General features: G+C 42.9%; 10 protein-coding genes. 4 read left to right on the top strand and 6 right to left on the bottom strand.

Annotated features, from left to right (window positions below):
* Positions 1–24: 24 nt before the first annotated feature.
* Positions 25–1,176 (bottom strand): tRNA epoxyqueuosine(34) reductase QueG, encoded by a 1,152-nt coding sequence (gene queG / locus LC20001_RS04195; protein WP_010010207.1) that lies wholly within the window; start codon positions 1,174–1,176, stop codon positions 25–27.
* Between the two features lie 154 nt (positions 1,177–1,330).
* Between queG and LC20001_RS04190 the strand changes: the two genes are divergently transcribed.
* Together LC20001_RS04190 and LC20001_RS04185 are read left to right on the top strand one after the other, a co-directional pair.
* Complete coding sequence (locus LC20001_RS04190; protein WP_010010209.1) at positions 1,331–2,704, top strand: class II fumarate hydratase; 1,374 nt, start codon at positions 1,331–1,333, stop codon at positions 2,702–2,704.
* Between the two features lie 127 nt (positions 2,705–2,831).
* Positions 2,832–3,011, top strand: coding sequence for a hypothetical protein (locus tag LC20001_RS04185; RefSeq protein ID WP_010010210.1), 180 nt, complete (start codon positions 2,832–2,834; stop codon positions 3,009–3,011).
* A gap of 40 nt (positions 3,012–3,051) precedes the next feature.
* Here LC20001_RS04185 and LC20001_RS04180 read toward each other — a convergent pair whose 3' ends face one another.
* Positions 3,052–3,645: a YdcF family protein gene (locus LC20001_RS04180; RefSeq protein WP_010010212.1), complete on the bottom strand. Its 594-nt coding sequence runs from the start codon at positions 3,643–3,645 to the stop codon at positions 3,052–3,054.
* Between the two features lie 130 nt (positions 3,646–3,775).
* Between LC20001_RS04180 and LC20001_RS04175 the strand changes: the two genes are divergently transcribed.
* Positions 3,776–4,165: a hypothetical protein gene (locus tag LC20001_RS04175; RefSeq protein ID WP_056943248.1), complete on the top strand. Its 390-nt coding sequence runs from the start codon at positions 3,776–3,778 to the stop codon at positions 4,163–4,165.
* A 38-nt stretch (positions 4,166–4,203) separates the two neighbouring features.
* Here LC20001_RS04175 and LC20001_RS04170 read toward each other — a convergent pair whose 3' ends face one another.
* Positions 4,204–5,553: an IS4 family transposase gene (locus LC20001_RS04170; protein WP_099267117.1), complete on the bottom strand. Its 1,350-nt coding sequence runs from the start codon at positions 5,551–5,553 to the stop codon at positions 4,204–4,206.
* A gap of 258 nt (positions 5,554–5,811) precedes the next feature.
* On the opposite strand from LC20001_RS04170, the gene LC20001_RS04165 reads away from it, so the two are divergent.
* Complete coding sequence (locus LC20001_RS04165) at positions 5,812–6,261, top strand: DUF5067 domain-containing protein (protein ID WP_029507987.1); 450 nt, start codon at positions 5,812–5,814, stop codon at positions 6,259–6,261.
* Between the two features lie 100 nt (positions 6,262–6,361).
* On the opposite strand, the gene addA is transcribed toward LC20001_RS04165, so the two are convergent.
* The 3 genes from addA to LC20001_RS04150 all read right to left on the bottom strand — a co-directional run bounded on the left by addA (position 6,362) and on the right by LC20001_RS04150 (position 14,492).
* Positions 6,362–10,093: a helicase-exonuclease AddAB subunit AddA gene (addA, locus tag LC20001_RS04160; protein WP_010010215.1), complete on the bottom strand. Its 3,732-nt coding sequence runs from the start codon at positions 10,091–10,093 to the stop codon at positions 6,362–6,364.
* On the bottom strand, positions 10,093–13,647 hold the full coding sequence (locus LC20001_RS04155; RefSeq protein WP_010010217.1) for a PD-(D/E)XK nuclease family protein: 3,555 nt from the start codon (positions 13,645–13,647) through the stop codon (positions 10,093–10,095). Before LC20001_RS04155 ends, addA begins: the two co-directional genes overlap by 1 nt.
* A gap of 164 nt (positions 13,648–13,811) precedes the next feature.
* Entirely contained in the window at positions 13,812–14,492 is a 681-nt protein-coding gene (locus LC20001_RS04150) for a methionine ABC transporter permease (RefSeq protein ID WP_003677146.1), read from the bottom strand.
* Between the last annotated feature and the right edge of the window lie 15 nt (positions 14,493–14,507).

Genomic DNA, 14,507 nt, shown 5'->3' with positions numbered 1-14,507 from the left:
TTTCTTGACTAAATTTAGTACTATTTAGTCCTGTTGACTTTTTAACTTAGCGGTAGCCGCAGTAATTGCCGCTTGCACTTCAGTTTCGTTTTCCGAAACTTGCTGATTTTGAAGGAATTCTAATAATTCCGCTTCATTATGTTGCGCCAACTCGGCGACTGCCCAAATCGCGGTTGCTCGAATAACAGGTCGCGGATCATTATCGATCACTTCCAGTAATAAAGGTACCGCACTACGGTCCTTAACGTTGGCCAAAGCAATAATCGCATTACGCTGTAACGGCTTTTTCCCGCGCCAAGAACCTGCCAGACGGCCAAAGCGTTGTTTGAATTCTTTATTCGAAATTGTCAGCATTGACTGCAATACAGGAGTTACTTCCTCCACTTCTGGCTCCATCCGTGAATGGCGATGAAAGTCCTTGCCCCGATTAAACGGACAAACTAACTGGCAAATATCACAACCATAGATCACACTACGAATTTGTGGTCGAAATTCTGCGGCCATCATCCCCTTGGTTTGTGTTTGATAGGACAAGCAGCGCTGGGCGTTCAAACGACCGTCACCCATTAAGGCGCTAGGTGGACAATAATCAATACAACGAGTACAAGTGCCACACTGATTTTCTACCGGCGGATCAGGCGTAAATGGAATATTCGTAATAATTTCACCAATGTAAACAAATGAACCAAACTCTTCAGTGATCAATAAGCCGTTGCGACCAATAAAACCTAAACCTGCCCGCTGTGCGACTGCAACATCACTTAACTCGCCAGTATCGACCATCGGTTTGAAGCGTACTTCCGCCGCAGCATTGGCCTCAATAAATTCAACCAATTGCTGCATTTTATCGCGTAAAATAAAATGATAATCTTCACCCCAAGAAGCACGCGCAAAACTACCACGTCGCTGCTGGCGATCACGTGGCGCTTTTTGGCGCATCTTACTCGGATAGGCTAAGGCAATTGCAATAATTGATTGTGGTTGCTCAAAAATCTGCTCCGGATACAAGCGTTCCGCCAAAACTTGATGTTCAAAACCGCTGGTGTGCCCTGCTGCTTTTTGTGCCTTCAAACTGGCCGCCATTTCTGCAAATGGCGCTGCTGTAGTGAAACCAATTTTATCAATGCCTAAGTCCGCGCTAGCGGCAATAATCTTTTGTTTTAAGTCGTCATACATTAGCAAATTCCTCACTTGAATGGATTCATCTTAATTTTAGCGATTTTGCAGACAAAATAATAGCAGGGTTTTCCCGCGAATTAAACGACTAGCGCTTGACGCCAGCGATTAAAGCAGCCATGATAGATTTATTACGAATAAATGGAGGTAAAAAATGAGTGACTTTCGTCTTGAACATGATTCCTTGGGATCCGTAAAAGTTCCACAAAGCGTACTATGGGGTGCCCAAACGGAACGCAGCCGGCAAAATTTTCAAACCGGTGGTCCCATGCCCTATCCAGTGATCAAAGCGCTATTACAAATCAAAAAAGCAGCTGCAAAAGTCAATTCTTCCTTGAGTGAAATCGATCCTGCTAAAGCAACTTTGATCGAAGAAACGGTTGATCAATTATTAAAACAGGATCACCGTAAAGACTTTCCACTGGTTGTCTATCAAACTGGTAGTGGCACCCAAACGAATATGAATGTTAACGAAGTTATCGTTCATTATGCGGCACAAATTGCCCCTGATTTACCATTATCGCCGAATGATGATGTTAATCATGCGCAAAGTTCAAATGATACTTTTCCAGCGGCAATGATGATCGCCGCTTATCAAGCCTGTGTGGACCTATTGCCAGTATTGACTCAACTGATCACTGCATTTCAGCAAAAACAAACCGAGTTCGCAACGATCGTTAAAATCGGCCGTACGCATTTACAAGACGCAACGCCCCTAACTGTTGGTCAGGAAATCAGCGGCTGGATCAGCGCTTTGGAACACGATCAACAATATCTCAAACAAAATATGGCCACATTATTAGAATTACCTTTAGGTGGAACTGCTGTTGGCACCGGCTTGAACACACCGGCTAACTTTGATCAAAAAATTGTTGCTGACTTAGCCGCAACCTACCAGATTCCATTCATTGTCGCGCCTAATAAATTCCAAGGCTTAGCTAATCACAGCGGCCTCAATATGATCCATGGCTGTTTACGTACATTAGCCAGTGATCTTTTGAAAATTGGTAATGACATTCGCTTCTTAGCGAGTGGCCCGCGTGCTGGCTATGGCGAATTGATCATCCCGGCTAACGAACCAGGTTCATCAATCATGCCCGGCAAGGTCAATCCAACACAAGTCGAAGCACTGACAATGGTTGTTGCGCGTATTATGGGTAATGACACCACTTTGAATTTTGCCGCTAGTCAAGGCAACTTTGAAATGAACGTCTATAAACCGATCATTATTGCCACTTTTCTAGAATCAACTGAGTTATTAACTTCAAGTATCCATTCATTGACCGAAAAGTTGGTCAAGGGCTTGCAAGTTAACGCACCACGAATGCAGGCATTAGTTGAGAATTCCTTGATGTTAGTTACTGCACTGACACCACACATTGGTTATGAAAAAAGTGCACAGATCGCACAAAGCGCGCAAAAGCAAGGTACGACTTTACGTGAAGCAGCCTTGGCCTCTGGTGCAGTCACCGCAACTGAATTTGATCAATGGGTTAAACCAGCAGCAATGACACATCCAGCCCCCTAGCGTATTATTTGACGGTTACGCTTTCTGCTCGCTATACTAACACTAACCACAAATTATATTTTTATTTGTGGCGTATTGTTAACCACACAATTATTCATAGAATTAAAAGAAAGGAAGCGTTGGTAAAATGCAAAAAACTGACTTACAAAAACACTTGCAAGCAATTCAAGACCGTACCTTCAATCCTATCATCCTCAAGCACAATTCTTTCCGCGCTTGCCTTCACCGCAGCGCACAAAACCTTGGCTTGATCAAAAATGGTGAATTAACTGCTAAGGGCCGCCAACACTTAACCTTACAATTCTAAGAATAATACCGCAAGACCGCGAACTACTGCTGCTCGCGGTCTATTTTTGTACACGCTGATAAGCTAAGGGTAGTTGACAAAGCATTTTACTATAGGTCAACGTAAAGTTTTTGACTACTTGCCACTCAGTGATTTGCTGTGGTGTTGGTGCGACACTAGTCGTGTGGCGAATACCGTATTTGCGCGCATAAAAACTCGCCTTGCGCATATGCCACGCACTGGTGACCACAATTGCACGCGTTAATTGCAAATTAGCTAACAACGGTTGCGCCAAGGCAAAATTTTCACCAGTATGCCGGGCTCGCCGCTCACGAATAATTGCCGCTCGTGGGATTCCGCGTTTGATCAAACCCTGTGCCATTACGTCAGCCTCGACCGCAGGTGTATGGATCGCACCACCAGAAACTAAAATATATGATGCCAAACCACGACGGTATAACTTAACTGCCTGATCCAGGACGGCTTTTAATAACGGTGTTTCTTTTCCAGTAGCAGTTGCTGGATGTCCCGGAATAATGATCACATCGGCACGCTTACGCTTTTGCCGCGCAGCTTGCGGATAGGTCACTACCGGTGCTGCTAATAAAATACCTGTCGCTAATGTCAGCAACGTAAATTTTTGCTTAGCTTGCATTTGATCACCTCACCTAGATCTTCTTTATTTCAGAATACCTGCTTAGCAGGTGAAAGGCAAAAATTTACCCTACTTGCTGACCAATTGATGCTAAAATAGGACTAAAGATGCTTGTTGGAGGAATTTTTTCATGCGTAAATTAATTATTTCAATCATCGCTTTACTAAGCGCTACAATGTTATTAACGGCTTGCCATTCACAGAGTTCAGCTAGTGACAGTGCTGCACGATCATCTAGTGTCGATCATAACCAGTCAACCTATGAATTACAGCAAAAATACGTTGCATTAACTGATGCCGCCATGAAGCCCGTTACACTGGTCAATCAACAGTCAAAAAGTGCCAACAATCAATTAAGCGATTCGCTAAATACGGCAACGCAAAGTATTGATCAGTTAAACACTGAATTAAAACACAATCGGACCCACGTTAAGTTGACCAAGGCATTACTACACTACAGCCAAACAATTACCAGTTTACTAAAGGTTGAAAGTACCCAAATAACTTCAAACTCCTGCTAGTCCTGAGTTTGAAGACTAAAAATTAGTTAATTCAGTTATTACACGCCATTGCCCAATAATTGGGCCAGATTATTGGGCAGTGTTCGGATAAATTGATCGAAGAGTTCATCAATGATGGTTGTTGTGAGCCCTAACTTTTCACCTAGACCAGTTAATTGGCACATCAACCAAGCTAAAGCGACTGCGATCTCAATATCCGGCAACGGGCGGCCAAAATTATAAAATAAATCGCCAAGCGTTCGTTCATCAACTTGTTCGCGTTGATGCAGCGCTAAAATATCGTAACTCATCATGACCATGGCCATATGGCCGCACAGTCCATCGTAACTTTGGACTTGGGTTTGATCAAAACGCAGGTATTGTTTGGCTACTTTGAAGTAGCCCTCGATCTGCCAGCGACGACCATAAAGTTGAATGATTTGGTCAGGTTCTAGGGTCGTTTTTGTTGTACCTAAAACCAGATACTGACTGTGATCTGTTCGGTTAGGAACGAAAACTAATTTAACTTTCATGGGCTGACCTCCAACTTCGAAAGTGACAATGGGACTATAATGATAATTCTGATGCTGAGGCCATTTACTCCGCCGAAGGCGCTCGTACAACGATTTAACATCCATTTGGCGACCACGATAACGAAAATAAACTTTCTCACTGCGTTTGAGCATACCTACACCAAACTGACCGCGTTGCAGTAACTCAAAAAATAGTCTTGGTGAAGCAAACCAGCTATCAAACAGAACGTATTTAGTTTTAATGCCAGCACTTAAAGCCGAATCAACTAGCTCTAAGGCAACCTCATTCATTTTTCGTTTGGCTTGTGCTCGTCGCTGTGCGGCTAATGTACGCGGATCAAATTGGTTGATCGGACCTAATTGATTTTTGGCTTTGCCAGATGACATCAGCGCAAAATCAACGGGCAAGAAAGTATTCCCATCACTCCAACCTAAAGTTAACGTACGAAAGCCATGATAATAGCGCTGGTGATTATGATCAAAAACCCGAGCTAATAACTCAGTTTTACGCGAGAACTCACGCTTGAATAAGGAATCATCTAGGATGAGCGCTTGTGCACGGCGGGTATCCGTAAAGTGTTTAACATATTGAATTAGCCGCACTGCGAGTAAAATAACTAGACGTTGCCAATTTGTATGGCGATTATTGAGACAGTTGCGGGCGGTTTTCTTAGTAAAATGTGGATCAGATTCGGCACGAAAGATGGAATAGCGCGTAAAAATAGTGGTGATCAGCCATTCAAACAGGACTGGCACCTGAATACCACGAGTTTTATGGATATTAGCGCGACGTAAAACGTCAGGTAACTGGACCAATTTAGAAAAATGTTGCATTGCTAGGTGAATATTAGGGGTAGAATGTTGTATAGTAGACATGGCACGAAAACTCCTCTGTATGTTTGTTTTTTAGACGACTCAATTATACAGATACGGAGTGTTTCGTGTCTATTTTTATAACAAAAAAGCCCCAACAGATTGGGACTCAATTGGGAATATTAACTTTCAACCTTTAGCAGTTTACTAACAACGCTTAAAAACGCCAATAATAGCGCCTACTCCCGTAATTTTATTGCTCTAAACACGGAAGCACAGCAAATCGCAAAAAAATATTTTAATGGCGAGCAACCGGACTCATTGAAAAACGTTTTAAGCTATCAAGCTGAAAATAATACCTACGCTTCTGGTAACACACTTAACACTAAAAATTTTCAGCTCGAATTCAGTAAGATTCAGATAGTCAGCGACGATAATAACGGTAAAGTGATCCTCTTTACTTATACCTTTAAAAATAAAAGCAACGCTGACTTAACGCCAGCAACGATATTACAACAATATGGTGAATTCCAGCAAGATGGCACCAAATTAAATGAAGGTATTCCCGCTACTAGCTATCAGCAAAGTGAGACCAGCTACGCCACAAATAGCAATCAAGCTAAAACAGCCGTAGCTGCTGGCCAGACCGTCACCGCTGTTGTCGGTTTAGCGTTACAGAATGATACAAGTACTGTTGAATATGTTGCCAGCAATCCCACCAACAAAGAGTCGATTGGAACAATCAGTATTCAACTACAACAAAATAAATAGAACCTAAAAAGAGTTGCGGCATAAATCATTTATACCGCAACTCTTTCTTTGTACTTCCGAACAAGATAGTCAAAGCATGTTCCATAAGATAGCTTTTTAATCAAACGGCCAATGAATCGCCACTAGCCAGTAGATAAAGGTATTTGTGCGTTACCGGACGTTGTAGAATACGGGCCAATGCTGCCGCATATAGGTTCAATTGCCCTGCATAACGCTGCTTCAACTGATTAATTTTAGGTGCAGCGTTGGTTTGTGGGACATAATCCGTTTTGTAATCAAATAAGATCACCTGATCAGAGGTCACTAAATAACCGTCCATGATCCCATGAATCAGAATCTGTGCGGGATCGTCGGGAGCAAAATCAGTAAACAATTGAGTCGCCGGTAATAACAACGAAAATGGTGCTTCGCGAACCACATTATCCGGCTGTGCCAACAACTGCTGTCCCAGATCACTGGCAAAGAAACGCAGAATATGAGCTGGTTTAATTTGCTTGGCCACTGGTGCCGCAATAATATTTTGAGCCACAAGCTCCTTGATCAACTGAGCAATGCTAGCCGCAGTTGGTGCTGTATGCAAATCAACTTCTTGTAAAACAAGATGCGTCGCCGTCCCGACTGCAGTCGGCGGTACCTGTGTGGTCGTCTGCATAAATTGTGGTACTGCAAAGTCCTGGGCTACATAGCGATGAACGCCCGGTGCTTTTTCACCAGTATCAACAAGCAAGGGATTCATTTCACTATTCGTTGGATCATCAAATAAACGTTTCACTTCTGAAACTGCCTGATAAGCCGTTGTTTGCGTCGCCGCTTGAAATGGGTAACGCAGATTCAATACTTGATCTAACTGATCAACATTTAAACTGGTAAAATCAGTCGTACGCGCTGCTGCCGCAAATTTATCCGGCCAATTAGTTTGATCAATTTCAGTAGTCATTTCTGCTGGTAAAACGTCATTAGCTGTATAGAAATGAACTTTAAATTGAGTTTGGTCCTGTGCTAAACCGCTAAATGAATTTACTTGAGTTAATAAGCTTTGATCAAATTGTGGATGGCGAACTAGACACATACCCAACCAATCCATAAAATTGTTGATACCGCTGCGTAGCCCAGCATTTAGCACTAAATGCTGACTCTGAAAAGCTTTCTGCCAATTGGCCAATGCCTTTTCTCGATTCGGATAACTACCGACGATAAATAATTGCTGCTCTGCTCGAGTCAAAGCAACATATAATAAACGCATTTCTTCAGCCGCTTGCCGTCGCCGTGCTAGCGTATAAGCAATCTGTTTTTGCGGTAAATTGATCTCGATCCGTTTATCTGGATCTAAATAAGTAACGCCAATTCCAAAACGATCATCCAAGATATACTGACCACGTAAATTATCTTGGTTGAACTGGTGCGTAGCATCCATCAAAAAGACCACTGGAAATTCCAGCCCTTTACTACCATGGATTGTCATAACGGAAACGGCATCTTCAACTGTTTGTGCTGGTGCTTCACCTAGATCTTTATCTTTTTCCTGCATTTGCTTGATAAACCGCACAAATTGAAACAAGCCTTTGAAACTGCTGGCTTCATACGCATGTGCACGTTCGTACAGCGCATGTAAATTAGCCTGCCGTTGCGCACCGGCTGGCATCCCACCTACATAGTCTAGAAAGCCAGTTTCATTATAAATCGTCCAAATCAAAGTAACCAATTGATTCTGCCGTGCTAATTCCCGGAATTGGTCAAGCTGGCCTAGAAAACGGTCGATTTTAGCATACAATTGCTGTTGGAATTCTGGCGCACCCATTGGCACAAAATTTTGTTGAAAATCAAGTACCGCTTGATAATAGTCACCAGTGCGGCGATTAATTCGTAAGAATGCTAATTCGTTTTCGTTAAGCCCAACGATTGGTGAGCGTAACACACTAACCAAAGGAATATCTTGATAAGGATTATCAATGACACTTAATAACGCCATCATAATTTGAATTTCAGTGGTCTGAAAATAACTTTGTGCCCCATTAACGACAACTGGAATACCTAACCGCTTAAACCAATCAACAATGATCAAATTATTCTTGCGCGTTGGTGTTAGTAAAACAATATCTTGATACCGAATTGGTCGCAGTTGCTCATTTTTACGGTCATAAACTTGACCGTGATCCACCAACTGCTTGATTCGTTGCGCCACCAGTGCTACCTGTCCCTGAGCCTTATCATCCAATGCAAATTGCTCTGGGATACCATCCTCTGCGGTAGCGGTATCGGTATCGGCCTCATACACCAATAATTCAGTTGTCGCCGGCAAGTCAGCCGGATATTTAGCACCGGCCACTAACTTGGCACTGTCATCATAGGCCATTTCACCCACAGTTTGATCCATTAACTGACTGAAAATTAAGTTGGTAAAATCATCAATGTTCGCCACCGAGCGGAAATTTTCCGCCAAAATGATCCGTTGATCGGCACTATCAGCTTGGGCAAACTGATGGTATTTATCCAAGAACAAACTAGGATCGGCCAAGCGAAAGGCATAGATCGACTGTTTAACATCCCCGACCATAAACATATTGCCAGGATCAGATTGCGCCACGGTGGTCAAGATCGTCTCCTGCAAGCGATTAGTATCTTGATACTCATCGACTAAGACTTCGCTAAATTGTCGCTGCAACGCAGTTCGGGTTTGCACCCCACTGGCGTTATCTGCAGTTAAGATTGCCAAGGTAAAATGTTCTAAATCACTAAAGTCCAATAAATGCCGCCGCTGTTTTTCGGCACGAAAGGCTTGACCAAATTGTTCCACTACGGCCACCAACTGAGTCACTAATTGTTCTGTTTGCCCCATCACCTCGATCAATCGATCAGCCGATAAGCCAAAGTAAGCATCACCAATAGCACTCACGCGTTGCTTTGCTTGTTTCCGAAAATCTGTTGCCGTCGTTTTAGCTACTTTAGCCTCATCGTCCAAATTACGCAGTGAGGGCGCTCGTTTTAGTTTAAAAGTCAAAAACTGCTGCCGCAATTCATCCCAGGTTGCGCTAGTCAATTGTGCTTGCAAAGCGGTTACTTGTTGCTGATCCGCTATTAAACAGGCAACCAACTTATCCAATTGTTGCTCTGCTGCAATTGCTTGCGCACTACTAAGATCTTGACTCGCCTGCGTCAATTCTTCCTGCAACAGCGGTAACAACTGTTGCTGATAAAACGTACTAGCCGTTGGCTCCGCTACCGTAATGTGATAAGCGGCAGCCAGTTGCGCCAACCACTTTGTCGGCTCCGGATTGGCGTTAGCAAAATCATATAATCGCATCACTAAATCAGTCAGCCCATCATCGCTACGATCGTTGGAAAAATTAGCGGTCAATTGCGCAAAAGCCGGGCTATCACCATACAAAGTCTCCCGCAGATCTGACCAGACATCTTCCCGCAATAAAATGACTTCCGTGTCATCAGTCAATAAACGAAAAACCGGGTCTAGATCAATCACATAATAGTAACGTTCGATCAATTGCAAACAAAAAGCGTGCAATGTACTGATGTGTGCCACCGCTAACCGACTAAGCTGCTGACTTAAATGCTGCCGTTGCTTAGGCTCTTCACTAGCAGCTAATGCCTTTTGCAAAGCCGTTTGGATGCGGTCTCGCATTTCACTGGCGGCCGCTTCAGTAAAAGTCACGACTAAAAGCTCATCAACATTGGTGCCATGTAAAATTTTTTGAATCACGCGTTCAACCAGCACAGTTGTCTTCCCCGAACCGGCTGAAGCAGAAACTAGGATATTACGTCCAGCATCTGTAACTGCGTGTTGCTGACTTGCAGTAAAGTTTGTTTTTGCGCTCACTATTTATCCTCCTTCTGCTGTTGCTCTGCTTTTAGCATGGCTAACACGGTCGCACGATCTAATGCAGTCAATTGTCGATAGTTATTTTCCGGCAACATCGCATCAAACTGCATGATTGACTTAAACGGTGAATATTGCAATGCCGTTTGATTATTTGGCCATTTAACTGGGTTTAGTTTAAGTTCACCAGCAAAAATCGCTAAAGCTGCTGCCTGGATCAACTCCTCATCATGGGTTAACAGTAACGCTAACTCTGATTCGGTCACCAATCGACTCTGTTTAAGGGAGTAGCCAGAATTAGTTTTAGTCAACGGATAAACCTTAGAACTGCCAGTTCGTTCGGCCAATTCGTGATCTAAATTCTCTAGCAGTGGTTCGTCATTTAATAAGAAACCTTGATATTTATTTTTGGTCAACAAAGCGTCATCGAATCCTTTGGTCAAAACTTCCGTTAACTTAAGCTTAGGATTTTGTAAATGCAGGTATAAAGCACCAGCCGGCTTGGTTTGTAGTTGTGTGTCCGCTGTTAAATCAGTTGCATTGCGCATCATCGCATCTAGATAGGTTAACATCTGCAAGGATAAGCCATAATAGGCATCCCGAAAATCAAAATCACGGACACCAGATTTATAGTCAACAATTCCTAAATAGCGTGTATTACCGAGTACCATTTGATCGATCCGATCGATTTTACCACGGACTTTAACTTGGCGACCGTGAGGCAACTTAAATTGCAACGGCGCTAAACCGTCTGTACTACCGACGTGCCCGAATAAAACTTCGGTGCGCAAAGGCGTCATTTTAGTCTGTTGACCTTGATGCTGCAATGCATGGGCAACTTGCTTGATCGTCGCGGTCAATTGGCGAGCTAAATAAGCCATCCGATTAGAACTGGCCAAAATCTGAAATTGCGGTAACGTCGACATTTTCAGCAGGATACTATCGATCAAGCGATCAACATCGGTGGTAGATAATTCAGCCAATTGTTGTCCTTCAGCCTGCACTCGCTTAAATAACTGATCTAAAGCCATATGATAAAATTCACCGGCACTAGCTGGTGATAGTTCAAAAATATCACGCTCGCGTAATTTCAAGCCATATTTCAAGAAATACGCATACTGATTTTGATAAAATTCTTCTAATTTTGAAATTGAAGTATTGATTGTTTTACCGTACAAGGCTTCAACAATCTCCGGTCGCAATTTTTGGGGTACATTGCGGTAGTTCAAACTTGCCAATAAACGCTCAGTTAGCGCACTGTAGCCACCATCTTGCCGCAACAAACGATAGACGTACAACCAGATCGGTGGTAACTGTGTTTTCTGGGCCATTGCGTCACGGCTAACTTGAATCAAATGTGATAAAGTACTGCGCTTTGAACCAACAAACGGCGCAATTTTATTAGCCGTAATATCCGGCCTAGTTTGCGCAACTTGTGGCACCAGTTGGAAATGATTCATGATTCTTTCAACATAAGGTGATAACTTCAAGGAACTCCCATCATCAGCCAACGGATACGTAAAAATCAACTGTTCACGCGCAGTTAAAAAAGCAGTGTAATTCAAAAAAGGTTCACTAGCCATCTGCGTCAGCGCATCATCCATCAAATAAGCGCCCTCCGCCAAATGCGGGGTCAATTGTTCTTGATCAACATCCGATAACAACTGATTATTGACAATACGGTCGGGCATGACCTGGTCAGTACTACCGATCATAAACACCACTTTACGCATCGCGGTTTGTACCATCCCCGTTTCTGAAATCAAAACTTGATCTAACGTCGAGGGAATTTGTGAGTAGCTGGCACCTTCAAACCCAACCTGAAATAAAGCGAGTAGGTCCGTTGCTTGAAATGAGACTGAACCTAAAATCGTTACATATTCATCCAACATGGTGCAAAAGATTTGCCAAGTTTGCTCCGGTTCTGCAGCTTGAGCCAAATTACCTTGGTCTAGTGCTTGATCCCGCCAGGCCTGTAATTGTGTCACCACACCATGCTCAACTAAAAAGTTATAAAGCACTTGCGCGGCGGCTTGTCCATTTTTGGCCTGATCCAGTTTTTTAAAAAATGGTGGCAAGGTATCGCGAACAAAGTGCCGAATCAAATTCACTTGCGCTGAACTATCATCATCCTTGGTTGACTGCGTACCAAAGTCCTGATCATCAAAACGATAAAATTGCCAATCATCTTTACGCAGCCATTGTTTGCCGCTAAACCCATATTTTAGTACCATATTTTCGGTTAAATCAACTGCCTGGCGATACGCTTGATTAGCCATCGGCTGGCCATTGACCTGTGGCAACAGCAATTCAGTTTTCAATAAACGCATCATGTCCTGATAGCGATAATAATGTTGTTTGACGGCAAACAACGCATTGATCAACTCAACCAGCGGATGATCCGTCATGTGATGTTGTAGATCATCAAATGCTGGGATACCAAACTCACGAAATGTTGGTTCCAAAATAGTTTCGTACGCATCCAGATGGCGGGTCAACACTAAAAAATCCTGATAACGATAGCCCTGTAGCGCAACCATCTGCCGAATTTTGGTCGCTACCTGCCGAATTTCAGTTTGGCGGGTATCCGCTTGAACAATTTGGATACTTTTTGCATTTTGCAAAGCTTCTGGCCGTAATTGACGACTACCACTAGTCGAATGTTGCCAATAAGCCTCTAATCGTTGTAAATCAGGTGTCACCCGTTGTTCGGTCACCTGTAAATCAGCTAAAATCGGCACATGTAAGCTACGGGCTGTTTGATAAAGTTGATGATACAACTGGCCCGGATGAAAGAATAGCGCCTGTTTTTCCGGCAGTTGTTGTCGATAAGGTCGATCCAACATCAACCCCAGTGTCACCTGCGTTGCTTTTTGAATCAAAGTCAACAGCAAACGATTTTCTTGAGCTGATAATTGGGAGAAACCATCAATATAAAAATAAGTATGACTTAGATCCTGCTGTAATAAATAATCACTTAACGCATTTAGTAGATCGGTATTTTCAATATAACGTCCTTGCATTGTCTGCTCAAAGGCAGTATAGATCAACGCCAAATCATGTGTTTTAGCGGCCAAATCGGTATCAGAATCCAATTCATCAGCGATCTGTTGTAGATCAGCCGCCGTGACGCAGCCCACCTTTAAAGCTAGCAATTGTTTGACCAATTGCGCAACAAAACCAGGTTGCGTTAATTCACCACGATAAATCGTTAGCTGATCAGCTAAATCAGCCATGATTTGATAAACGACCATATTTAATCCAGCAGTCCCAATCCGTGGAATCTGGTAATAAGGTGTATTTTTCATAAAATACCAAGCCAAACGTGAAAACGAAAAAACTTGAATTCGGCTAGCCGCAAAGACCTTGTCTTTACTGTGGCGGCGCTGCTTTAAAGCCGTCAATATATCAACTTCAGAACTGAATTTAATGTGATTGGGCACAATATAAAAGAACTGCCCATTAGGATCAGCTTGCATTTGTTGTGCTAATTGATCAACTAAAGCACCACGGCGCTCGGTGCTTGCAGGTCCAAAAATAAATTTTAGGCTCAAAAGAAACGCTCCCATCGCTAATTAGTAATTATATTTTACCACACATCAGCACATTTGAACGTACGTTCGCTTGAAATTAGCAAAATAAAAAGAAGCGGTAACGCTTCTTAGTTCATTTTGAAATATACTTATTAAGTGCTCAATGTTAGCAAGAGTCACTTCTTTTAATGCGCCGTTTTACGCGCAAAGAAATCGCCAATGATCTGAACGAAGAAAACCATTAATAAAATAATAATCATCGCAACGAAGGTAACGTCATTTTGGAAACGATTGTAACCGACACTGATCGCCAAGTTACCTAAACCGCCACCACCAACAGCGCCAGCCATCGCAGTTAAACCGATCACACTGATCAAAGTAACCACAGATACTCGAATGATTTCTGATAAGCCCTCTTTTAAGTAGACCCGGAAAATGATTTCTAGTGGGCTGGAACCAACTGACTCGGCGGCCTCAATGATGCCAGGGTCAACTTCCACCAGTGCGTTCTGAATTTGCCGTGCATAAAATGGTGCTGAACCTAATACTAAGGGCACAATTGCTGCTGTTGTCCCAATTGAAGTCCCTACTAATAGACGGGTGAAAGGAACGATAACTGCTAACAAAATAATGAACGGAATTGAACGAAATAAATTAACTAGTTTATCCAAAACACTATAAACGGTCCGTTGCGCTAAAATATGACCTGGCTCAGTCACCGTTAACGCTACCCCCAAAACCAAACCGAGAATACCCGCAATGATAGCTGTTGCTACTACCATATAAATGGTTTCCCATGTACTCTGTATAAATTGATCACTGATACCTACAACATTAGGAAAATAATGCGCAAAAATAGTTGCCATACTTAGCACTCCTTT

It is taken from the genome of Loigolactobacillus coryniformis subsp. coryniformis KCTC 3167 = DSM 20001 (assembly GCF_002706425.1).
Classification (GTDB): Bacteria; Bacillota; Bacilli; order Lactobacillales; family Lactobacillaceae; genus Loigolactobacillus; species Loigolactobacillus coryniformis.
This window is presented reverse-complemented; position numbering and strand designations above follow the sequence as displayed.